The following is a 20755-nucleotide window of genomic DNA, read 5'->3' on the forward strand; positions in this document are numbered from 1 at the left end:
CGGCGCCAACCGCAGTGCGGGAACGCACCACCGCAGCGCTGCCACGGGACGTTACGTGACCGGTTCGACGGCGGCGCGGCACCCAAACACGACGATGACCGAGAAGAACTAACCCGAAGCGGTGCTGGTGACCGGGCCATCGCGACTTGGTCCCCAGCACCGCGACCATCGCAGCACGACCCGGCTCCTTCGGGGTTCGGGTGTGACGAACTCGTGCGTGCCGGGGGCCGGTACGAGACGGGATGTGCTTCCACGCCGTCCAGGCATGCCCGACACCCAAGTCACGCGCAAACCCTCGCGGCTGCTCTTGCTAGAAGTTGAACTGGTCCACGCTGTCGTCGTCGACCGCGAGACGGACGACCGCGAACTCGTCGTCCACCACCGCGTCCGCTTCCCGCGTCGTATTCAGGTAGACGGTGACCCCAGCTTCTACGGAGGCGTTGTACGTGACGAACAGGTACTCCGGGCTGTCCCCGGATGCGTCTTGACGTGCGTACTGCTCCTCAATCGTGACCGGGACCCGCACCCGCCCGGTCACGGCGTCAGACCATGGGTCGTACGTTGCGGACCCAACGATCTCGACCGCGCCGACTGATGCGATGTCGGTTTCCTGCTGCTCCCAATCGCTACGAAAATCCCGGTCCAGCGCGGCTGGGCTCCACCAGTTCCGCGGCCCTAGGTCCGCCAAGTAGTGCAAATCCTCAGGCGTGTCGATCTTAGTTTGAACCGCCGTACGGAACTTGTCCGCCTGCTCCAGCGTGGCGACAGACTGCTCTTCGTCGAGGAGGTGCCGAAGCTCGTCAAGGTTTGACGCAATACGCGGCGCGGACCCCTCCGAGATCTCCCGCGCCGCGTTCCGCGCACCTACATCAGCGGTCACGAGGATGAGGCCGTCGAAACTGTCGTCGTTGTAGGAGTACACGGACCGCAGCCATGCGCTGTCAGCGGCGCCCGTCTTCACGCCCTTCTTCCGCGATCCCGCGCCTGTCTGCAACACTTGATCACGGACGGCCGCGACCGCCGAATCCCCATCAAGAGGCACGATGACAATCCCGGCCTGCTCGATCACCGCGACAACCGTCTGGACGTCAACGGTTTCCGGATCATCCAGCGGTTCCACTCCCCATTTCCGTCGAGCCCGGTTATGAGTCGCGATCGCCTCATTCACGCTCGCCACCGTCGTCGAAACGTGCTCCGCAAGCTCCCACGCGACTACTTCGGAAACCCACAGCTCGGCGTCGTGGTTCGCGCATGCCGCGGCCCACGTCTCCAGCAGCTGCACGTTCGGTTCGCCGCGGCTGATCGCGTTCGCGTCGAGGACAAGCGCCCGGAGCGGATGCGTCGTCAACGGCCGTACCTCTCGCGCAAAGATTGGACTCACGGCACCGCGAGCTCGTAGCAAACCCTAGCTGGCAGACCAACCGACAGGACCGCGCGCGACCGTGCGAAGGCCGGGACACTCCGCCACGGTCCGCGGACAGACCCGGCGCTCATAATTTCGGCGGCCAAGCGGGTCAGTTCCAGAACGGTGCACGCATAGTCGGCGATACCGAGTGGGTGTCTGCCGGTCGCACGAAGTTCGACGCAGGTCTCAGATCGACGACCCGGAGGCTGTCGGACCGACAGCGGACGCGCGGCCGTGCGGCGTCACACCGACTAGCAGCGGCACGAGTCATCGGCAAGGCGGTTTGATCAGAGGCGGAGCGGTCGTACGGCGTGCAGCCGTGGCAATGAGGGCCGACGCCCCCAAAACGACGAAGGCCCCGGGAACCGGGGCCTTCATGGTGGGCGATACTGGGATTGAACCAGTGACCCCTACCGTGTCAAGGTAGTGCTCTCCCACTGAGCTAATCGCCCTTATGCACACCGCTCGCGCGATGATTGTCCAACCGAGGCGGCGGCGGGAATCGAACCCGCGTACAGGGCTTTGCAGGCCCTTGCCTAAGCCACTCGGCCACGCCGCCACACGTCACCGACCACTCAGCCGAACGACTGCAGCGCCGTTACCGGCCGCCGTTCGGCGGTGCCTCGAGCGGACGACGGGATTCGAACCCGCGACCCTCACCTTGGCAAGGTGATGCGCTACCAGCTGCGCTACGTCCGCGTTGACCTCGGCGATCTGCTCACCGTGCCGAAGCCAAACTCTACCTGGTCGCCGCGCGGGGCTTCAAACCGCCTCCGGCCCCGGGGCGTCGGTGCCGTCGGCCGCGGCCCGGATCCGCGCCCACACCCGGTCCACGGTACGGGCGAGATCGTCGCGGTCGCCGTCGTTGTCGACGATCTCGTCGGCCACCGCGCGGCGCTGCTCGTCGGTGGCCTGCGCGGCCATGCGGGCGCGGGCGTCGGCCTCGGCCGTGCCGCGCTCGGCGAGGCGGGCCAGCCGCGTCCGCTCCGAGGCGATCACGACGACCACGAGGTCGAAGCCGGCGGCCAGGTCGGACTCGACCAGCAGCGGCACGTCCTGCACGATCACCGCGTCGGCCGGGGCCGCGGCCTCGACCTCGGCCACCCGCTGCCGCACGAGCGGGTGCACGATGCCGTTCAGCGTGGCGCGCCGCTCGTCGTCGGCGAAGACCACCGCGGCGAGCGCCGGACGGTCCAGCGCGCCGTCAGCGGCCAGCACGCCGTCACCGAAGGCCTCGGCCACGGCCGCGAGCCCGGGCGTGCCCGGCGCGACGACCTCGCGGGCGATCCGGTCGGAGTCGATCACCACCGCCCCGTGCCCGGCGAGCAGCTGCGCCACCGTGCTCTTGCCCGACCCGATCCCCCCGGTCAATCCCACGCGCATGCCCCGAACCTAACCACGCACCGCGAGTGGTCGCTCAGTGGCCCGAGTGGTCGCAGAAACGGTGACCACTCGGCGGCTGAGCGACCACTCGGCGACATGGGGGCCGGGCGGTGAGACGGCGAAGGGCCCGCAGGCGGTGCCTGCGGGCCCTTCGGGACGTGCTGGGTGAGGCCTAGCGACCGGCGAGCTTCTCGCGCAGGGCGGCGAGGGCCTCGTCCGAGGCGAGCGAGCCGCCGCTCTCGGCCTGGCCGGCGCTGCCGTCGGCGGCGTCCGAGCTGTAGGACGTCGACTCGCCGACCTCCGACGCCGCCTGGGCGTCGGCCTTCTGGGCCTCCTCGAGCTGCTTCTTGTGCGCCTCGAACCGCTCGCGTGCGGCCGCGTAGCGCTTCTCCCACTCCTCACGAGCGGACTCGAAGCCCTCGAGCCACTCGTTGGTCTCGGGGTCGAAGCCCTCGGGGTAGATGTAGTTGCCCTTGTCGTCGTACTGGGCCTCCATGCCGTACTGCGCCGGGTCGAACGACTCGTCGGACAGCGCGCCCTCGTTGGCCTGCTTGAGGCTCAGCGAGATGCGGCGCCGCTCGAGGTCGATGTCGATGACCTTGACCAGCAGGTCGTCGCCGACGTTGACGACCTGCTCCGGGATCTCGACGTGACGCTCGGCCAGCTCGGAGATGTGGACGAGACCCTCGATGCCGTCCTGCACCCGGACGAACGCACCGAACGGCACCAGCTTGGTGACCTTGCCGGGCACGACCTGACCGATCTGGTGGGTGCGGGCGAAGTGACGCCACGGGTCTTCCTGCGTCGCCTTGAGCGACAGCGAGACCCGCTCGCGGTCGAGGTCGATGTCGAGGACCTCGACGGTGACCTCCTGACCGACCTCGACGACCTCGGACGGGTGGTCGATGTGCTTCCACGACAGCTCGGAGACGTGCACCAGGCCGTCCACGCCGCCCAGGTCGACGAACGCGCCGAAGTTGACGATCGAGCTGACGACACCGGTGCGAACCTGGCCCTTGGCCAGCTTGTTGAGGAACTCGCTGCGCACCTCGGACTGCGTCTGCTCGAGCCATGCCCGACGCGACAGCACGACGTTGTTGCGGTTCTTGTCGAGCTCGATGATCTTGGCCTCGAGCGTCTTGCCCACGTAGGGCTGCAGGTCGCGCACGCGGCGCATCTCGACCAGCGACGCGGGCAGGAAGCCGCGCAGGCCGATGTCGAGGATCAGACCACCCTTGACGACCTCGATGACGGTGCCCTCGACGACCTCGTCGTTGTCCTTCTTCTCCTCGATCGTGCCCCAGGCGCGCTCGTACTGCGCGCGCTTCTTGGACAGGATCAGGCGACCCTCCTTGTCCTCCTTCTGGAGGACGAGCGCCTCGACCTCGTCGCCGACGGTGACGACCTCGTTGGGGTCGACGTCGTGCTTGATGGAGAGCTCGCGGGAGGGGATGACACCTTCGGTCTTGTAACCGATGTCGAGCAGGACCTCGTCCCGGTCGACCTTGACGATGGTGCCTTCGACGATGTCGCCGTCGTTGAACGGCTTGATCGTGCCATCGACGGCGGCGAGGAGTTCCTCGACCGAGCCGATGTCGTTGATCGCAACTTGCGGAGTCGACGGGGCTTCTACGGTGGACGTCATTGAGTGGGTGGATCCTGACAGTTGTCGTTGGCTTCGGGACGGATCGGGTTCACCGGCGACCAGTGCGTCGGCGAGCGACCCACACCATGACGAGGTCGCAGATTCGTCCACCTAGTACCCTACCGCGCGGACTGCCGGCGAGGGTAATCCGGCCCCGGAAATCCGGGGCTGTCAGCGGGTGAACGCGTCCCGCAGCGCCGCCGCGGCCTCACCCTGCGCCTGCCGCGCCGCGTAGACCACGTTGGGCAGCGAGATGTAGCCGTGCACGGCGTCGACGTAGTTGGTCAGTCGGACCGGCACCCCCGCCTCGCGCAAGGCGGCCGCGTAGGCCGGGCCCTGGTCGCGCAGCGGGTCGAACTCCGCGGTCTGGATCAGCGCCGGCGGCAGGCCGTGGTGGTCGGCGAAGAGCGGCGAGGCGTAGGGCACCTTGGGGTCCGCGTCCTGCAGGTAGAGGCGGGGCACGTTGTCCATGTCGCGCGCCGACAGGACGGGCGCGTTCGCGTTCTCGGTCTTGGACGGGTACTCGGTGACGAAGTCGACCGACGGGTAGAGCAGCACCTGCAGCGCGATGGCCGGCCCACCCCGGTCACGCGCCATGACCGAGACGACGGCGGCCATGTTGCCGCCCGCGCTGTCGCCCATGACCGCCAGGCGCGACGTGTCGACCCCGAGCTCCGCGCCGTGCTCGGCCACCCACGCCGTCGCCGCGTAGCAGTCCTCGACCGGCGTCGGGAACGGGTGCTCGGGCGCGAGCCGGTACGTCACCGAGGCGACGACGGCGCCGGTACGCGCGGCGATCCCCGCGCACCACCACTCCGACTGCTCCGGACTGCCCGAGACCCAGCCGCCGCCGTGGAAGTTGACGACGACGGGCGGGACGGTCCCGGCCGCGATGCCGGCCGGCCGGTACACCCGCAGGCCCTGCTCGGTGCCGTCGGCCGTCCGGTACGTCGCCTGCGAGATCGAGACCGACGGGTCGGCACGGCCGATGATCAGCTTGGCGCCCGGAAGGCGCAGTGAGCGGTTGCGCAGGTCGCTCGCCTTGCGCACGCTGTCGGCCGGCTGCTGCATCACCGAACCGCCGACGACGCGGTACACGGCCCAGAACGCGGCGGTCTTGAGAGGGATGGCCATGGACGGGAAAGTACCCGTCACGGCGTGTGACCGCCGGACAGGGTGACGGCGGGCACCGGGCCGCGCCCGGTCAGGAGTGGACGTCCCGTCCGGCGATCGCGGCCTCGACGGCGGCGACGCGGGTGGCGGGCACACCCCACGGCTCGGCCACGCCCACCCGGGAGTCGAGGTCCCACAGCACGCAGGCCTCCCCCGGCCGCGCCACCAGGGTCCAGGCGACGACGGTGCGCCCGAGCTGGTCGGCCATCGACCCGGCGGCGTGCCCGTCCGCGGCACCGCCCTCGGGGTGGTGGTGCAGGAACCGGCCGTACGCGGCGTCGCAGAACCCGGCGTACCGGGCGGTGCACAGGATGAGGCCGTGCCACGCCTCGTCGACGGCGTGCGACGGCATGCCGATCACCGTCCCGTCGCGCAAGGCCGCCCCGGCGCACCGCAACCACTGCCGCAACCCCTCGGCGACGAGCTCCCGGGGTTGCCACGGGCACGTCCGGAAGACGGCGTCGGGAAGTTCGAGGGACGCGACGGCCGCGGTCACCCGGTCGAGGTCGACCGTTCTCGTGCGCCGGAAAGCCATGCGCAGACGGTAACGGCCGCTATCGTGCTCGCATGTCCGCCTGGGCCATCGCCACCGTCGCAATCGGAATCGTGTTGATCTTGCTTGCGGTCGCCGGGGCCGCCGAGCCGAAACGCCGTCGCCGCGGTTCGGGTATCTGGTCCGCCGGCGCCACCGGTTCCGACGGCAGCTCCAGCTCGGACGGCGGTCACCACGGCGGGCACTCCGGCTGCGGCGGCGGACACTCCGGCTGCGGCGGCGGACACTCCGGCTGCGGCGGGTCCGGCTGCGGCGGCGGCGGGGGCTGCGGTGGCGGCAGCTCCTGACACGGCCGGCCCCGCCGCGAGCGTCGGGCGCGGTGACGTCGGCGGCGCCGCGACTGCCCGGGCCAACCGCGGCTGGTGGGACCGCGACGCCGACGACTACCACGCCGAGCACGGCGAGTTCCTCGGCGTCGCGGACTTCGTGTGGTGCCCCGAGCGGCTGCGCGAGGCGGACGCCCACCTGCTCGGCGACGTCCACGGCCGGGACGTCCTCGAAGTCGGCTGCGGCTCGGCGATGTGCTCGCGCTGGCTACGTGGCGAGGGCGCCCGGCCGGTGGCCTTCGACCTCTCCGCCGGCATGCTGCGGCACGCGCGCGCCGGCAACGCGGCGACCGGCGTCGACGTCCCGCTCGTGCAGGCCGACGCCGAGCACCTGCCGTTCCCCGACGCGCGCTTCGACATCGTCTTCACCGCGTTCGGCGCGATCCAGTTCGCCGCCGACACCGGCGCCGTCATGCGCGAGGCGGCACGGGTGCTGCGCCCCGGTGGCCGCTGGGTGTTCGCCACGACGCACCCGATCCGCTGGGCCTTTCCCGACGACCCGGGGCCGGCCGGGCTCAGCGCCACCATGCCGTACTGGGACCGCACCCCGTACGTGGAGTACGCCGCGAACGGCACCCCCGTCTACGTCGAGCACCACCGCACGCTGGGCGACCGGGTGCGCGAGATCGCCGCCGCCGGGCTGCGACTGGTCGACCTCGTCGAGCCGGAGTGGCCGGCGGGCCACACCGAGGAGTGGGGGCAGTGGTCGCCGCTGCGCGGCGCGATCCTGCCCGGCACCGCGATCTACGTGTGCGAGCTGCCCGAGTAGGACGGCTGCTGCCCGGACTGGTCGGGCGTCCCGTACCCGGGTCCGCCGTCCGGCCCGCCCGCGTCGCCGCGGTGGTGACCCTCGCCGTCCGGGCCGGCCTTGCGGCCCCGCCGCAGCAGCAGGATGCCGAAGACGATCGCCAGCACCCCCACGATGCCCGCGACGAGCGGCGCCCACAGCTTGGCCAGCCGCAGGTCGTCGATCTTGGACTGCGCGTAGTCGGTCTGGTACTTCACGGCGGAGTCCTCGAACGCCAGTGTGGTGTCGAGCGCGACCTCGCCGCTGGCGAGGGTCTGGATCTGCCGCTCGGTGCCGTTGACGATGGTGCCGGTCTGCGGCTCGACGTAGACGGTGCGGGTGTCGTCGTAGGTGCCCGGCAGGGTGCCCAGGATCTTGTACGGCTGCGACCCGGTGCGGCTCACGAACTTGTAGGTGTCGAGACCCCGGACCTTCGCCGTCCCCTCGAAGGTGGCGGGGAACGCCTTGCCGACGTCGGGCTGGAAGAACTGGTAGGTCTTCTTCTTCGTGTCGATCGGGAACTTGTAGCTCATCCCCTGGTGCCGCGCGGCCTTGCCGTTGATGTTCTCGTTGTACTTCGCGACGTGGACCGACTCGCCGCTACGACGGTCGGCGGTCACGCGGTCGGTCGTGATGGAGAGCAGCCGCGGGTCGCTCGCCGGCAGGCAGTTGGGCGTGTCCCCCCGCACGACGACGATGCACAGCGTCTCGAAGACGGTCGTGTTGTCGTCGTCGGACGCGTGGGAGTCGGTGCGCACGTGGCGCGTGGCCCGCAGCTGCACGGTGTTGGTCTTGCCGGTGGCGGCGTCGAGCAGCTTGGCGCTGCCGCTGGAGACCTGGGTGATGTTCAGATCCAACGGCGTCTTGCTCGACGCGTGCACGACCACGGTCGGCAGCAGGATCGCCAGGACGATGCCGAACACGCCGAGCCCGATGAGCCCGACCCCCACGATCTTTCGCACGTTCGCCCCTTCAGGACTTCGATGTGTGGAGCGCACCGTAGCAGTAACGATGTGACGGCCGACTCACCCCGCCGGCACGTAGCATGACCGCGATCCGGCGGGTGGCGCCGGACCGCGCAGAACGGGTGGACGGCGTTGGTCGAGGCAGCCGAGCGCACGGCCGGGGCGACAGCGATCGTCGCCCCGACCCAGCGCCCCGAGCGCCGGCTCCGGGTGGGGCTCGTGGTCGTCCTCGCCGTGCAGGCGGCGTGGGTCGCGGTCCTGTGCGGGCGCGGCTGGTTCTACCAGGACGACCTCGGCGCGCTCGACGTCGCGACCGGCCGCTCGCTCGACTGGGGCTACCTGACCGAGCCGGTCAACGACCACCTCGTGCCCGGCTACCGGCTCGTGTTCTGGCTGCTCGAGCACACCTCCCCGCTGGCGCACACCTCGACCGTCGTGGCCCGGGTGGTGCTGCAGAGCCTCGCGGTCTTCCTGCTGTGGCGGCTGCTGGTCCTGCTCTGCGGTGAGCGGCCGGGCGTGCTGGTCGTGACCGCGCTCTACGCGGTGAACCCGCTCATCATCTGCAACATCACCTGGCTGACCACCGCCGCGTGTCTGGTGCCCGCCCAGCTGGCCGCGGTGCTCGCCGTGCACCACCACGTCCGGCACACCGTCACCGGCCGGCTCCGCGACGCCGCCTACGCCGGCCTCGCGCTGTTGCTGGGCATGTGCTTCTGGGAGAAGACGGCCATCATCGGGCTGTTCCTGCCCCTGCTCTCGCTCGGCTACCTGACCGGCGGGCCGGCGCGGGCGCGGATCCGGAGCGTCCTCGCCCGCTGGCGCGGGTGGCTGCTCACCGCCGTCCCGCCGCTGCTGTTCGTCGTCTATTTCGTCACCCACCACTACGGCGGCAGCGCCCGGGGCATCACCGCCGGCCAGCTCGGCGGCGTGGTGGGGACGGCCTGGTGGCACACGGTCGGCCCGGCGATGCTGGGCGGCCCCTGGACCTGGACGTCGTCGCGTGGCGTGTACGTCTCGTTCACCGCTCCCCCGGTGTGGGTGTCCGCGCTCGCGCAGGTGCTGCTCGCCGCGCTCCTCGTCGCCGGCTGGCGGCGCACCCGGGCCCGCTCGCTGTGGGCGTGGTCGCTGCCCCTCGTGTCCATCGTGGTCGGCACCGGCATGGTTGCCCTCGGCCGCTACCAGGACTACGGCAACCTGCTCGCCACGACGATCCGGTACTGCTTCGACGTCACGTTCGCGCTCGCGCTCGGCGCCGCACTGGCCCTGCTCCCCTCGAGCGCGGCCGCGATCGCCGAGCGGGCCGGCGGACGCGACACCGTGCCCGCCGACGCCCCGGTCGAGGACGCCACCCGCTCCCCCTCGACCCGTTTTGCGCGGATTCGCGCTATCCGGGTGCCGTTCCCCCGCCGATCCTGGCCGGCGCTGCGTCCGCGCCGCGCCCGCGCGCTGCTCGGCGTCGTCACCGCCGCGCTCCTCGTGGTCACGCTGGGCAACGCGGCCGTGTCGGCACTCCGCTTCGAGCACCGCTGGACGCAGGACCCGACCCACCCCTACGTCGACCGGCTGACCCGCGAGGTCCGGGCCGCCGGGCCGACGGCCAACCTGTACGACACGTCGGTGTCGCCCGCGGTGCTCCCCGCCGTCTTCGGCCCCACCATGCTCATCTCCCGGCTGCTGGGCTGGACCGGCACCGAGGTGGACTTCGACCGCACCGACGTCCGCCTGCTGCTCGCCGACGAGCGCGGGAACCTGCACCCGGCCAACATCCTGCCCGCGAGCCGGGGTGCCCAGCCCGCGGCCAACCTCTGCGCGATCGTGGCGCACGGGCGGGGCACCTGGCGCCTGCCGCTGGTGCCGACGCTGCCCGGGCTGGTGAACGGCTTCCTGCGACTCGAGTACCTGCAGCGCGACCCGTCCGTGCTGCGCATCTACCTGCAGACCGCGGACGGCCACCTGGTGGCGCCGCTGGCCGGTGCCCGCACCTCGCTGCCGGTCACCCTCGGCGCCACGCTGTTGCGTGTCGAGGCGCCGTCGGCGGTCGCGGTCGTGTTCCGCAGCGAGAGCCTGGCGAACCACGTGTGCCTCGGCCACGTCGTCGTGGGCGCGCCCTTCCGGCCGGCCGGCCGATGACGGCCACCTCGACCACGTCGACCGTGGTGGTGGACGGCGCCGTCCCCGCCCCGACCCGTCGGCACGTCGGCGCGCTGGACGGCATGCGGGCGCTCGCCGCCTTCGGTGTCGTCGCCACGCACGTGGGCTTCAACAGCGGCGCGTCCCTCGGCGGCGGTCCGCTCGCACCGGTGCTCGCCCGGCTGGACTTCGGCGTGACCGTGTTCTTCCTGCTGTCGGGCTACCTGCTCTACAGCCCATTCGCCATCGCGGCCCTGCACGACGGCGCCGCGCCGAACGTCGGCCGCTTCTACCTGCGCCGCGCGCTGCGGATCCTCCCGGCGTACTGGGTGGCGGTCACCGTCACGCTGTTCCTGCTCTCCGCGCGCCGCCCCGACGGCGCGGACGTCGCCAGCTACCTGCTGCTCGTCCAGGATTACGACGGCCACAACGTCGACCCGTCGCTCACCCACATGTGGACGCTGGCGGTGGAGCTGTCCTTCTACGCCGCGCTCCCCCTGCTCGCGCACCTCGCCCGCCTGGCGCGGCGTCGCACGGCCGCCGGGCCGGCGGCCGCCCTGCGCGGGCAGCTGCTGCTGCTCGGTGGCCTGGTGCTCGTGGCCGTCGCCACCGACGTCGTCGCGCACGCGGGCCGCTCGACCCGGCAGGACATCCTGATCTGGCTGCCCGCGAACCTCGACTGGTTCGCCGCCGGCATGGGCCTCGCCGTCGTGGCCGAGGCGCTGCGGTCCGGCGTCAGGCTGCCGCGGTGGGTGACGGGCGTGCGGGACGCGGCCACGGCGCCCGGGTCGTGCTGGCTGGTCGGCGGGCTGCTGTTCGCGCTGGCGACGCTGCCGCTCGCCGGTCCGCGCAACCTCGCGCTGCCCACCGCGTTCGAGTGGACGACCAAGCACTGGCTCTACACCGGGGCGGCGCTCGCGCTGCTCGTCCCGCTCGTCCTCGGCGACGGCGGCGTGCTCGGCCGCGTGCTGGCGTCACCGCCGATGCGGCTGCTCGGCGACCTCTCCTACGGCGTCTACCTCTGGCACCTGCCGCTGCTGCTCGCCATGCAGCGCTGGCTCGGCTACCGGACGTTCAGCGGTCACGCACCGCTGCTGTTCGTCCTCGTCGCGGGGTCGGCCACCGCCGTGGCGGCGGTGTCGTGGTTCGGGCTCGAACGTCCGCTCTTGCGCCTCGGCGCCCACCGCGCGCCCGGCAGCCGCGGCGTGAGCGGGCTCGGCAGCGGGGCGACGCGCGGCACCCAGGACGCCGTGGCCGACACCACCGCGAGCACCACCGCGCACCAGCAACCGAGCTGAACGACCGGCTGGTCGGACACCGAGTCGGCGGACGTCGGCGGGAACAGGGCGACGGCGACGCCAGCCACGGTCAGCAGTGCCGGCCCGACCAGCCACGCTCCGCGCCGCCGGCGCAGCAGCGTCGCCACCGTGGCCGCCGCCGCGGCGGCCACCACACCCAGGCCGCCGAGCAGGACGAGACCCGCCACCGCCAGTGCCGCCAGCACGGCGCCGGCCGGCAGCCGTCCCTCACCTACGGCGGCGTGCGGCGACGGCAGGCGCGGGCGCAGCACGGCCAGGGCCAGCAGCGCGAGGACGCCGATGAATCCCAGCAGCAGCCCGACGAGGTACGAGCGCTGCGGCGCGAAGTGCAGCTGCACCGTCCCGGCCGCGTGCGCGGGCAGGACGAAGGCCTGCTGCCAACCGTCCACCGTCGTGGCGGTGAGCCGGTGACCGTCGAGTGTCGCCTGCCATCCGGCGTTCACGTTCTCGTGGACGACGAGCAAGGACCGCGGCCCGGCGCCCACGCGCACGGTGCGATCCGTCCGCCCCCATTCCCGCACCGCCGCGGTGGTGTCCGCCGCGGCGGTCCCGGTCGCCGTGGCGCTGCCTGTCCCCGGCAGCGCGCTCGCGAGCGCGGGGGTGACCCCGGTCAGCGACACCGGGTCGGCGAGCTGCCCCCCGGTGAGCCGCAGCCGGTGCCGGCCGGCGTCGAGCGCGACCTCGTCGTCACCGCAGACCGTGGCGGTCACCGCGGCGCCGGCGAGGACGTCCGCGGTCGGCGCAGTGACCCGAAGCGGGATCGTCCGCCCGTCGACGTCCAGAACGATCCCGCCGCCGCAGCTCGTGCTCACCGTCGAGCGCGGCCGCGCCGCCGGCAGGCGTGCCCCGGGCACCGAGACCTCGCCGACACCGACGGGCAGCGCGTGCACGGCACGGGTGACGGCATCGATGCCGTAGCGGCGGGCGACCTCGGTGACCTCGATGGTGACCCGGTCGGTGCGCATCGCGCGGGGCAGCCGGATCGTGCCGCCGGCGCCCACCGTCGCCCGGAACGCCTCCCCGCCGACGACGACGCGGACGGCCCGCACCCGCGACACCGGCGCGGCAGCGCTGGTCACCATGCGGACGGACCGCACCGTGCGGACCCCGGGCAGCCGCACGGTCAGGGACGGGGTGGCGTCCAACGTGCCGGCCGTCCAGGTCGTCCCGGGATCACCGTCGACGGCGGCCCCCGGCCGGACACGCGGGTCGGCCGTCTGACGCGACGAGGCCGTCGCTCGCAGCACCGCGCCCCGGTCGAGCATGCCGTCGAGCGTGCGAGACGGCCGCAGCCGCACCGTCGCGCCCATGCGGTAGGACCGGGCCGCGGGCAGCACGACACTGCGGTCGAGGACGCGGTCCTCCTCCCCCGAGGCGGCCGCGTTCGCGTCGCACGCCACGGCGTGGCCCACCGGCAGGCAGGTGGCCCGCTGCCCGGCGGCGACGTCGAAGGCCAGGGCGGCCGGCGCGCGGGGCGTCGTCACGTCGAGCGTGCGCTGCGCCTGGACGCCCGGCAGCCGCAGCGTCGCGATGCCCACCGCGGTGCCACGACCCGGCGTCGCCATGTCGAGCACGGTGATCCGCAGCGTGCGGGTGACGCCCCGCGGGACCAGCAACGGCTGCTCGGTGCCGTTCGCCGCGACGTCGGAGTCCACGCTGCCGGTGTCCGTCGTGACCCGCACCCGCGACGGGTACTCGGACAGGCCCCGGGTGAAGGCCAGGCGGGTGCCGGTCAGGTCCTTCGCGGCGTCGAGGTCGACCTGCAGGTACTGCCCCACCGCACCGCGGTAGCTGGCACTGAGCCACGAGGTCGTCCGGTCGTCGTCGAGAGCGGCGTACGGGCCGTTCGCGGGCGAGCGGTTGATCGGCGCGGTCACGTCGGCGCCCGAGGACGACGCCGCGACACCGGCGATGCCGACGAAACGCATGGTCGACAGCGCCGTCGTGCCGGTCGGGAGGTAGTCGTGCTCGGCGCGGGACAGCTCGAACGGCTGCCCGGCCGTCGTCGTCGCGGCAAGGTAGCCGGGCGTGCCGAACACGATCTCACGCCGCCGCACGCCGTCGTCGGCGACGAGAGGCGCGTCGGGCACCGCGGCCGCCGCGTCGCCGAACAGCACCGGACGGTCGGCCGCGAGACCACGGCGGACGAGGCCGGGCAGCGCGTCGGCCGATCCCGTCGCGGCGATCGCGGCCGACGCCGGGGTCACCTCGACCGGGCCGCGGTAGCCGTCGACCTCGTAGATCTGCACCGCCGGCCGGTCGCCGCCCGCGCCGTTGTCGGTCAGCAGGCCGGGGTAGCCCGAGCCGCCGAAGCGGGGCCCGAAGTGCGCCCGCTGCCGGAGCCCGGGCGACGTCGCCAGGGTGGCGTGGACGTAGGACAGCCGCGTCGCCTGCGACGAGCCGGTGTCGAGATCGTTGCGCACCACCACCCAGCGGATGCCGCTGCGGGCCAGCAGCGCCGCCAGCGTGGGATCGTCGGCGCCGCGGGCCAGGCGCTGCTCCACGGCGTCGAGCAGCCGGATGTATCCGGCCTGGGCGAGCGGCAGCTGGTTGCGCGCCGTCCACGGTGCGCTCGCCACCGGCTGCATCGGATCGTCGATCGTGCTGCCCCACAGCATCGCGGGCGTGCCGGTGCCGGGGACGACGAGCGCGCGGTCCCGCGCGCCGTGCTGGGCCAGCCAGTCGGCGGCGGAGCTCCACCACGACGGCTCGACGACGGTGCGTGGCTGCTGCACCATGCCGCCGGCGAAGACCGGCCCGACCGCGACCGCGCCGACGGCCAACCCCGCGACCACGGCCAGCGACCGCACCGTGCGCAGCGACAGCTCGACCCGTCCCCGCCGCAGCCCGGCGAGCGGTCGCCAACGACCGACGAGCGCCCCGACGCCGAGGGCGAGCGGCAACCGCAGCACCGGGTCGAACTTGTGGATGTTGCGGAACGCCGCCAGCGGGCCGTCGAGGAGGGTCTGCACCGGGTGGGCGAACGGCGACGTCAGCGCGCCCCGGTGGCCCACGCACAGCACGACGAGCCCCAGCACGAGGCAGCACGACAGGAACAGTCGGTGGCGCAGGTTGCGGCGGGCCAGGCCGGCGAGCCCCAGCGCGGCGACCGCGGTGGTGGCGAAGGTCGCTGCCGGGGCGACGACCAGCACCCACCCCGCGGGCCAGGTCGTCGGACCCAGGTACGCCTGCCAGTGGTCCACGCCGCGCAGCACCGCGACGAGCGAGTCGGGGCTGGTGGTGACGGCGCTCGACTCGATCCAGTCGAGGAAGGGCGGGCTGTACCGACCCAGCACCACGAGCGGGAGCGCCCACCACGCGCACGCGAGCACCACCGCGAGGGCCCACCAGCGCAGCAGGGCCGCGCGCCGCGGGCCGCGGGCACGGGTGAGCAACCACAGCGCCGGGACGGGCAGCACCGCCAGCGTGGCGGAGGCGTTGATGCCGCCGGCGAAGAGCAGGGCGACGCCCGAGAGCGCCGCCGCGCGCCGCGGTGACCCACCCCGCGCGCCGTCGATGAGCGGCAGCAGCACCCACGGCGCCGCGGCCACGGGCAGCAGCTCGGCGGAGATCGAGAACAGCTCCGACAGCGTGCGCGGCGCGAGCGTGTAGGTCGCGGCGGCGGCCAGCCGTCCCCACGACGAGGTGATCGCCAACCGGCGTGCCACGCGGTACGCGCCGAGGAACGCGGCCAGGACGATCAGCGTCTCCCAGCACCGTTGCGCCACCCATGCCGGCAGCCCGAGGGTGTGCGTGAGCAGGAAGAACGGCCCCATCGGGAACAGGTAGCCGTACGCCTGGTCCTGCAGCTGCCCGGCCGAGCCGACCGGATCCCACAGCGCGAGGGCCCGGTGCAGGAAGCGCGCCGGGTCGACGACGAGGTCCATCTTGGTGTCGGCCGCGACGCTGCCGGCGTCCTGCGAGAACACCGCCAACGTGATCGCGAGACACGCGGCGACGAGCCGCAGCCGCTCGACGACGGCCGCGGCGGCGGGCACCCGGGCGGCCTCGCGCCCGCGCCCCGCAACGCTCGCCGCGAGGGGCGACGCACCACCGGCCGGCTCCCGCACCGCGGTGGCCGCGGACGGTTCAGCGGGTGGCACCCGGACAAGGTACCTAGCGTCGTTGTGGGTCGGTTACCCTGCCGTCACCCGGCGTTACGCCGGTCGACCGTGCCGATCCCGAGGTTGCCGCCGTGCCTGCTCCGACCGCCGATCGCCGGCGGATCTGCTTGCTGATGTGGCGCGACACCGACCACCCCGACGGCGGCGGGTCCGAGGTCTACGTCGAGCACATGGCCCGGTGGCTGGCGGCGCGCGGTCACGACGTCACGGTGGTCTGCGCCGCCCACGCGGCCGCGCCCGCGGACGAGCTCCGCGACGGGGTGCGGTTCCGGCGCCGCGGCGGCCGGTTGACCGTCTACCTGCACGGCCTGGCCTACCTGCTCGGTCGCGGTCGGCGCACCGACGTCGTCGTCGACGTCGCCAACGGCGTCCCGTTCTTCACACCGCTCGTCCGCCGCCGCGGCCTGCGCACCCTCGTCCATCACGTGCACCGCGAGCAGTGGCAGATCATCTTCCCGGGGCTGCGCGGCTCGATCGGGTGGTGGATCGAGTCCCGCGTCGCCCCGGTCGTGTACCGGCGGGTGCCCTACATGACCGTCTCCGAGGCCAGCCGCGCCGACCTCGGTCGACTCGGCGTCGCCCCCGAGCGCATCCGCATCGTGCACAACGGCATCGACGTGCCCCACCCGTCGGCGCTGCGGGCGCGCAGCGCGACGCCGCGGGTGTGCGTCCTCGGCCGGCTCGTGCCGCACAAGCAGGTCGAGCACGCGCTCGAGACGGTCGCGTCGCTGCGGCACGCCATCCCCGACCTGCGGCTCGACGTCGTCGGCGACGGCTGGTGGTCGGCGCCGCTGCGCGACGCCGCCGAACGCGCCGGCGTGGACGACCTGGTGACCTTCCACGGCCACGTGTCCGACCGCGAACGCGACGCGCTGCTGGACTCCGCCTGGCTGCTGCTCGTGCCGTCGGTCAAGGAGGGGTGGGGCATCGTGATCATGGAGGCGGCGGCGCGCGGCGTCCCGGCGCTGGCCTACGCGCACGCCGGCGGCGTGACCGAGGCGATCGTGGACGGCGAGACGGGCGTGCTCGTCGCCGATCGCCCGGCCCTGACGGCCGAGACGGCGCGGCTGCTCACCGACACCGAGGCACGACTGGCGATGGGCAAGGCCGCGCGGGAGCGCGCACAGGACTTCGGCTGGACGGCGTCCTGCGCGGCGTTCGAGCGCTGGGTGCTGCAGGGCGAATGACGATCCCGCCCGACCTCCCCGGCGGTGCGCGATGACGTACGGTTCACCGGTGCCGCAGGACCGCCACGCGCCCGTTCCGCGCGCGACGCCGTCCGACGTGGTGGTCGTGGGTGGCTGCGGGCACGTCGGCCTGCCGTTGTCGGTGGCGCTGGCCGGCACCGGACTGGCCGTGACGGCGCTCGACATCGACGACGCCGCGGTGCGCACCGTGAACGGCGGCGAGCTCCCCTTCCTCGAACCGGCCGCCCTGCAGCCGATGCGCGACGCCCTCGCCGACGGGACGTTCCGGGCCACCACCGACGCGAGTGTGGTCGCCGACGCCGGTGTCGTCGTGATGGTGATCGGCACGCCGGTCGACGAGCACCTGAACCCGGACCCGTCGGCCGTCGGTGCGGCGCTCGCGCAGTCGCTGCCCTACCTGCACGACGGCCAGCTGCTGGTGCTGCGCAGCACCGTCTACCCCGGTGTCACCGCCAGCATCGAGCGGCAGCTCGACCGCGCCGGTCTCGACATCGACGTGGCCTTCTGCCCCGAGCGCATCGCCGAGGGCCGGGCCATGACCGAGCTGTACACGCTGCCGCAGCTCGTCGGCGCCCGCACCGACCGGTCCCGCAAGCGCGCGACCGCGCTGTTCGAGCGGCTCACCGCGACGATCGTCCCCGTCAGCCCCGAGGAGGCCGAGCTCGCGAAGCTGTTCACCAACACCTGGCGCTACCTCAAGTTCGCCGCGGCCAACCAGTTCTACGTGATGGCCAACGACCACGGCGTCGACTACGAACGGGTGCGGGCCGCGATCGTCCAGGACTACCCCCGCGCCGCCGACCTGCCGAGCGCGGGCTTCGCCGCCGGGCCGTGCCTGCTGAAGGACACCATGCAGCTGGCCGCGTTCGCCGACAACTCGTTCGTGCTCGGCCACGCCGCGATGCTCGTCAACGAGGGCCTGCCGATGTACGTGGTGTCGCGGCTGGAGCAGCGGCTCGACCTCGCCGACCTCACCGTGGGCATCCTCGGCATGGCGTTCAAGGCCGAGTCCGACGACGTGCGCGAGAGTCTGTCCTACAAGCTGCGCCGGCTGTTGCAGTTCCGGACCGCCCAGGTGCTGTGCACCGACCCCTACGTCCGCACCGACCCGTCCCTCGTGCCGTTGGACGACGTCGTGTCCCGTGCCGACGTCCTGATCATCGCGGCGCCGCACCCGCAGTACCGCGAACTGGCGACCGACAAGGAGATCGTCGACGTGTGGGGTCTGCGCGGCGAAGGAACCCTCGTATGAGCCCCCGCGTGTCCGTGGTCATCCCGGCCTACGACGAGGGCAAGAGCATCGTGCCGGTGCTCGACCGCTTCTTCGAGGCCATCGAGTCCGAGTGCGAGGTCGTCGTCGTCGTCGACTTCGCCGAGGACTCGACCTACCCGGTGCTGCTCGACTATGCCGCGAGCGAGCCGCGGCTGCGACCGTTGATCAGCGACTACGGTCGCGGCCCGGCACACGCGATCCGTTACGGCTTCGACCACGCCGCGGCCGACGTCGTCGTCGTGACGATGGCCGACGGCTCGGACGACCCGCGGCAGGTGGACGAACTGGCGCGGCTCGTGGAGCGCGGCGTCGTCATCGCGGCCGCGTCCCGCTACGCGCCCGGCGGCCAGCAGGTCGGCGGCCCGTGGACCAAGCGGACGCTGTCCCGGCTCGCCGGGCGCTCCCTGCAGGCGTTCGTCAACGTCGGCACGCACGACGCCACCAACAGCTTCAAGGCCTACGACCGCAACTTCGTCCGCGAGGTCGGCATCTCCAGTCGGCACGGCTTCGAGATCGGCCTCGAGCTCACCGCGAAGGCGAAACGGCTCCGGTTGCCCGTGGCGGAGATCCCGACCATCTGGCTCGAACGCAGCGTCGGCATCAGCAACTTCAAGGTCGGCGCCTGGGTCCCGAAGTATCTGCGCTGGTACCGCTTCGCGTACGGCGGGAAACTCACCGTCGCCGAGATCCGCGCGCACGACGAGCAGCTGGGCGAGCGATGACGCTCGACGGCGCGCGGCTCACCGACCTGTACCGGCATCGCTTCGGCGACGAGCAGGAGGCCCGCACCGAGCTGTGGCAGGTGCTGTGCCACGACTTCTTCCAGCGGTGGGTCGCGCCGACCGACACCGTCCTCGACGTCGCGGCGGGCCACTGCGAGTTCGCGAACGCGATCGTCGCCGAGCGGCGGATCGCGCTGGATCTCAACCCCGCCGTGCGCGAGCACGCCGGCCCCGGCGTCGAGGCCGTCGTCGGCCGGTCGGACGCCGTCCCGCTCGCCGACGGCGAGGTCGACACCGCCTTCGTCAGCAACTTCTTCGAGCACGTCGACCGCGACACCATCCTGGCCACGCTGGTCGAGCTCCGCCGGGTGCTGCGCCCGGGCGGCCGGCTGCTGATCCTGCAGCCCAACATCCGCTTCTGCGCACGGGACTACTGGCAGTTCTTCGACCATGTCACGCCGGTCGACGACCGGGCGCTCGCCGAGGCCCTGGCCGCGACCGGGTTCGAGCTGCAGCACTGCATCCCCCGCTTCCTGCCCTACACCACCAAGGGCCGGCTGCCGGCCACGCCCGCGCTCGTCCGGCTGTACCTGCGGGTACCGGTGGCGTGGCGCGTGCTCGGCGCGCAGTCCTTCCTCGTCGCGACCACGACGGCGAGCACGCCCACGACGCCCGACCCGGAACCGGGCGAGCGAGAGGAACCCTGATGCGGGTACTGGTCACCGGCTCGGCCGGCTTCATCGGCGGCTACCTCGTCCAACGGCTGCTCGCCGACGGGCACCAGGTCGTCGGCGTCGACAACTATTCGAAGTACGGCCCCGTCCGCAAGTCCTACGACGACCACCCGGCCTACGAGTTCACCGAGGGCGACGTCCGCGACACCGACCTGCTCGTGAAGCTGCTCGACGGCTGTGACCACCTCGTGGCCGGTGCCGCGCTCATCGGCGGCATCTCCTACTTCCACACCTACGCCTACGACCTGCTCGCCGCGAACGAGCGCATCACCGCCTCGACCTTCGACGCCGCGATCGCCGCCCGACGCGACAGCCGGCTGCAGAAGATCACGGTGGTGAGCTCGTCGATGGTCTACGAGTCGGCCGACCGCTGGCCGTCCGTCGAGGGCGACGAGCGGCAGGTGCCCCCGCCGCAGTCGTCCTACGGCTTCCAGAAGCTGGCGTGCGAGTACTTCGCGCGCGCCGCATGGGACCAGTACGAGCTGCCCTTCACGATCGTGCGGCCGTTCAACTGCGTCGGCGTCGGCGAGCAGCGGGCGCTCGGTGACGTCGAGCTGCCCAGCGGGAACGTCACGCTGGCGATGAGTCACGTCGTCCCCGACCTCGTGCAGAAGGTGGCCAAGGGGCAGGACCCGCTCCACGTGCTCGGGGACGGCTCGCAGGTCCGGCACTACACCTACGGGGCCGACCTGGCCCGCGGCATCGCCACGGCGATGACCCACCCGCAGGCCCGCAACGAGGACTTCAACCTCTCGACCGCACGCTCGACGACGGTCCTCGAGCTCGCGGCGTTGATCTGGCGGATGGTCAACGGCCCCGACCGCGCGCTGTCGGTCGTCCACGACGAGCCGTTCCGGCACGACGTCCAGCGTCGTGTCCCCGACGTGGCGAAGGCCCGGTCGGTACTCGGCTTCGAGGCGAGCACGTCGCTGGAGGACATGCTGGCCGAGGTGGTGCCGTGGACCCTCGGCGCGATCGCCGCCGGCCTGGTGTGAGGTCGAGCCTCGG

The 20755-nt window shown here is 72.6% G+C and carries 14 protein-coding genes, 3 tRNA genes and 1 pseudogene; 8 read left to right on the top strand and 10 right to left on the bottom strand.

The genetic code is table 11. The features are described 5' to 3' along the window. Positions 1 to 310: 310 nt before the first annotated feature. From BUE29_RS01845 to BUE29_RS01880, 8 genes are all read right to left on the bottom strand, one after another. Positions 311 to 1348, bottom strand: coding sequence for a hypothetical protein (locus BUE29_RS01845; protein WP_143167929.1), 1038 nt, complete (start codon positions 1346 to 1348; stop codon positions 311 to 313). Positions 1349 to 1782: 434 nt separating this feature from the next. Beyond that, positions 1783 to 1857, bottom strand: a tRNA-Val gene (locus BUE29_RS01850). Positions 1858 to 1892: 35 nt separating this feature from the next. Beyond that, positions 1893 to 1964, bottom strand: a tRNA-Cys gene (locus tag BUE29_RS01855). A gap of 67 nt (positions 1965 to 2031) precedes the next feature. Then, positions 2032 to 2104: transfer RNA gene (locus BUE29_RS01860), tRNA-Gly, on the bottom strand. A gap of 63 nt (positions 2105 to 2167) precedes the next feature. Further along, the gene (gene coaE, locus BUE29_RS01865; RefSeq protein WP_073385194.1) at positions 2168 to 2788 is read right to left on the bottom strand and encodes a dephospho-CoA kinase; all 621 of its coding nucleotides are present in this window, start codon (positions 2786 to 2788) and stop codon (positions 2168 to 2170) included. A 172-nt stretch (positions 2789 to 2960) separates the two neighbouring features. Continuing rightward, a complete protein-coding gene (gene rpsA / locus BUE29_RS01870) occupies positions 2961 to 4433 on the bottom strand; it encodes a 30S ribosomal protein S1 (RefSeq protein WP_073385196.1) in 1473 nt (490 codons plus the stop codon). A gap of 171 nt (positions 4434 to 4604) precedes the next feature. Then, on the bottom strand, positions 4605 to 5567 hold the full coding sequence (locus tag BUE29_RS01875) for an alpha/beta hydrolase (protein ID WP_073385199.1): 963 nt from the start codon (positions 5565 to 5567) through the stop codon (positions 4605 to 4607). Positions 5568 to 5637: 70 nt separating this feature from the next. Continuing rightward, the gene (locus BUE29_RS01880) at positions 5638 to 6141 is read right to left on the bottom strand and encodes a glycine-rich domain-containing protein (protein WP_073385201.1); all 504 of its coding nucleotides are present in this window, start codon (positions 6139 to 6141) and stop codon (positions 5638 to 5640) included. Between the two features lie 288 nt (positions 6142 to 6429). Between BUE29_RS01880 and BUE29_RS01890 the strand changes: the two genes are divergently transcribed. After that, entirely contained in the window at positions 6430 to 7254 is an 825-nt protein-coding gene (locus BUE29_RS01890) for a class I SAM-dependent methyltransferase (protein ID WP_073385205.1), read from the top strand. Here the strand turns inward: BUE29_RS01890 and BUE29_RS01895 are convergent. Next, the gene (locus BUE29_RS01895) at positions 7230 to 8234 is read right to left on the bottom strand and encodes a cell envelope lipid trafficking protein PgfA (protein ID WP_159440815.1); all 1005 of its coding nucleotides are present in this window, start codon (positions 8232 to 8234) and stop codon (positions 7230 to 7232) included. The genes BUE29_RS01890 and BUE29_RS01895 overlap by 25 nt on opposite strands. Before the next feature lie 135 nt (positions 8235 to 8369). Between BUE29_RS01895 and BUE29_RS01900 the strand changes: the two genes are divergently transcribed. Both BUE29_RS01900 and BUE29_RS22970 read left to right on the top strand, forming a co-directional pair. Further along, positions 8370 to 10367, top strand: coding sequence for a hypothetical protein (locus BUE29_RS01900; RefSeq protein ID WP_073385209.1), 1998 nt, complete (start codon positions 8370 to 8372; stop codon positions 10365 to 10367). Continuing rightward, on the top strand, positions 10364 to 11665 hold the full coding sequence (locus BUE29_RS22970; protein WP_073385211.1) for an acyltransferase family protein: 1302 nt from the start codon (positions 10364 to 10366) through the stop codon (positions 11663 to 11665). The genes BUE29_RS01900 and BUE29_RS22970 overlap by 4 nt, the downstream gene beginning before the upstream one ends. 869 nt (positions 11666 to 12534) lie before the next feature. Here BUE29_RS22970 and BUE29_RS23695 read toward each other — a convergent pair. Next, positions 12535 to 15789 (bottom strand): annotated as a pseudogene (locus tag BUE29_RS23695) (alpha-(1->3)-arabinofuranosyltransferase domain-containing protein); the annotation flags it as partial. A 92-nt stretch (positions 15790 to 15881) separates the two neighbouring features. Here BUE29_RS23695 and BUE29_RS01915 point away from each other — a divergent pair. Genes BUE29_RS01915 through BUE29_RS01935 form a run of 5 tightly spaced genes read left to right on the top strand, consistent with a single transcriptional unit; the run spans position 15882 to position 20742 of the window. After that, entirely contained in the window at positions 15882 to 16997 is a 1116-nt protein-coding gene (locus BUE29_RS01915) for a glycosyltransferase family 4 protein (RefSeq protein ID WP_200799995.1), read from the top strand. Positions 16998 to 17046: 49 nt separating this feature from the next. Beyond that, complete coding sequence (locus BUE29_RS01920; protein ID WP_200799996.1) at positions 17047 to 18270, top strand: nucleotide sugar dehydrogenase; 1224 nt, start codon at positions 17047 to 17049, stop codon at positions 18268 to 18270. Then, positions 18267 to 19013 (top strand): glycosyltransferase family 2 protein, encoded by a 747-nt coding sequence (locus tag BUE29_RS01925; protein ID WP_073385216.1) that lies wholly within the window; start codon positions 18267 to 18269, stop codon positions 19011 to 19013. The genes BUE29_RS01920 and BUE29_RS01925 overlap by 4 nt, the downstream gene beginning before the upstream one ends. After that, entirely contained in the window at positions 19010 to 19720 is a 711-nt protein-coding gene (locus BUE29_RS01930) for a class I SAM-dependent methyltransferase (protein WP_073385218.1), read from the top strand. Before BUE29_RS01925 ends, BUE29_RS01930 begins: the two co-directional genes overlap by 4 nt. Then, the gene (locus tag BUE29_RS01935) at positions 19720 to 20742 is read left to right on the top strand and encodes an NAD-dependent epimerase/dehydratase family protein (RefSeq protein WP_073385220.1); all 1023 of its coding nucleotides are present in this window, start codon (positions 19720 to 19722) and stop codon (positions 20740 to 20742) included. The genes BUE29_RS01930 and BUE29_RS01935 overlap by 1 nt, the downstream gene beginning before the upstream one ends. Positions 20743 to 20755: the final 13 nt, after the last annotated feature.

Origin of the sequence: Jatrophihabitans endophyticus (assembly GCF_900129455.1) — a bacterium.
GTDB classification, from domain to species: Bacteria; Actinomycetota; Actinomycetes; order Mycobacteriales; family Jatrophihabitantaceae; genus Jatrophihabitans; species Jatrophihabitans endophyticus.

What these genes read in the sequence shown, in the direction of transcription:
- BUE29_RS01875 (WP_073385199.1), bottom strand. Translation starts at nt 5,567, where the DNA reads ATGGCCATCCCTCTCAAGACCGCCGCGTTCTGGGCCGTGTACCGCGTC.
- BUE29_RS01935 (WP_073385220.1), top strand. Translation starts at nt 19,720, where the DNA reads ATGCGGGTACTGGTCACCGGCTCGGCCGGCTTCATCGGCGGCTACCTC.
- coaE (WP_073385194.1), bottom strand. Translation starts at nt 2,788, where the DNA reads ATGCGCGTGGGATTGACCGGGGGGATCGGGTCGGGCAAGAGCACGGTG.
- BUE29_RS01880 (WP_073385201.1), bottom strand. Translation starts at nt 6,141, where the DNA reads ATGGCTTTCCGGCGCACGAGAACGGTCGACCTCGACCGGGTGACCGCG.
- BUE29_RS01930 (WP_073385218.1), top strand. Translation starts at nt 19,010, where the DNA reads ATGACGCTCGACGGCGCGCGGCTCACCGACCTGTACCGGCATCGCTTC.
- rpsA (WP_073385196.1), bottom strand. Translation starts at nt 4,433, where the DNA reads ATGACGTCCACCGTAGAAGCCCCGTCGACTCCGCAAGTTGCGATCAAC.
- BUE29_RS01925 (WP_073385216.1), top strand. Translation starts at nt 18,267, where the DNA reads ATGAGCCCCCGCGTGTCCGTGGTCATCCCGGCCTACGACGAGGGCAAG.
- BUE29_RS22970 (WP_073385211.1), top strand. Translation starts at nt 10,364, where the DNA reads ATGACGGCCACCTCGACCACGTCGACCGTGGTGGTGGACGGCGCCGTC.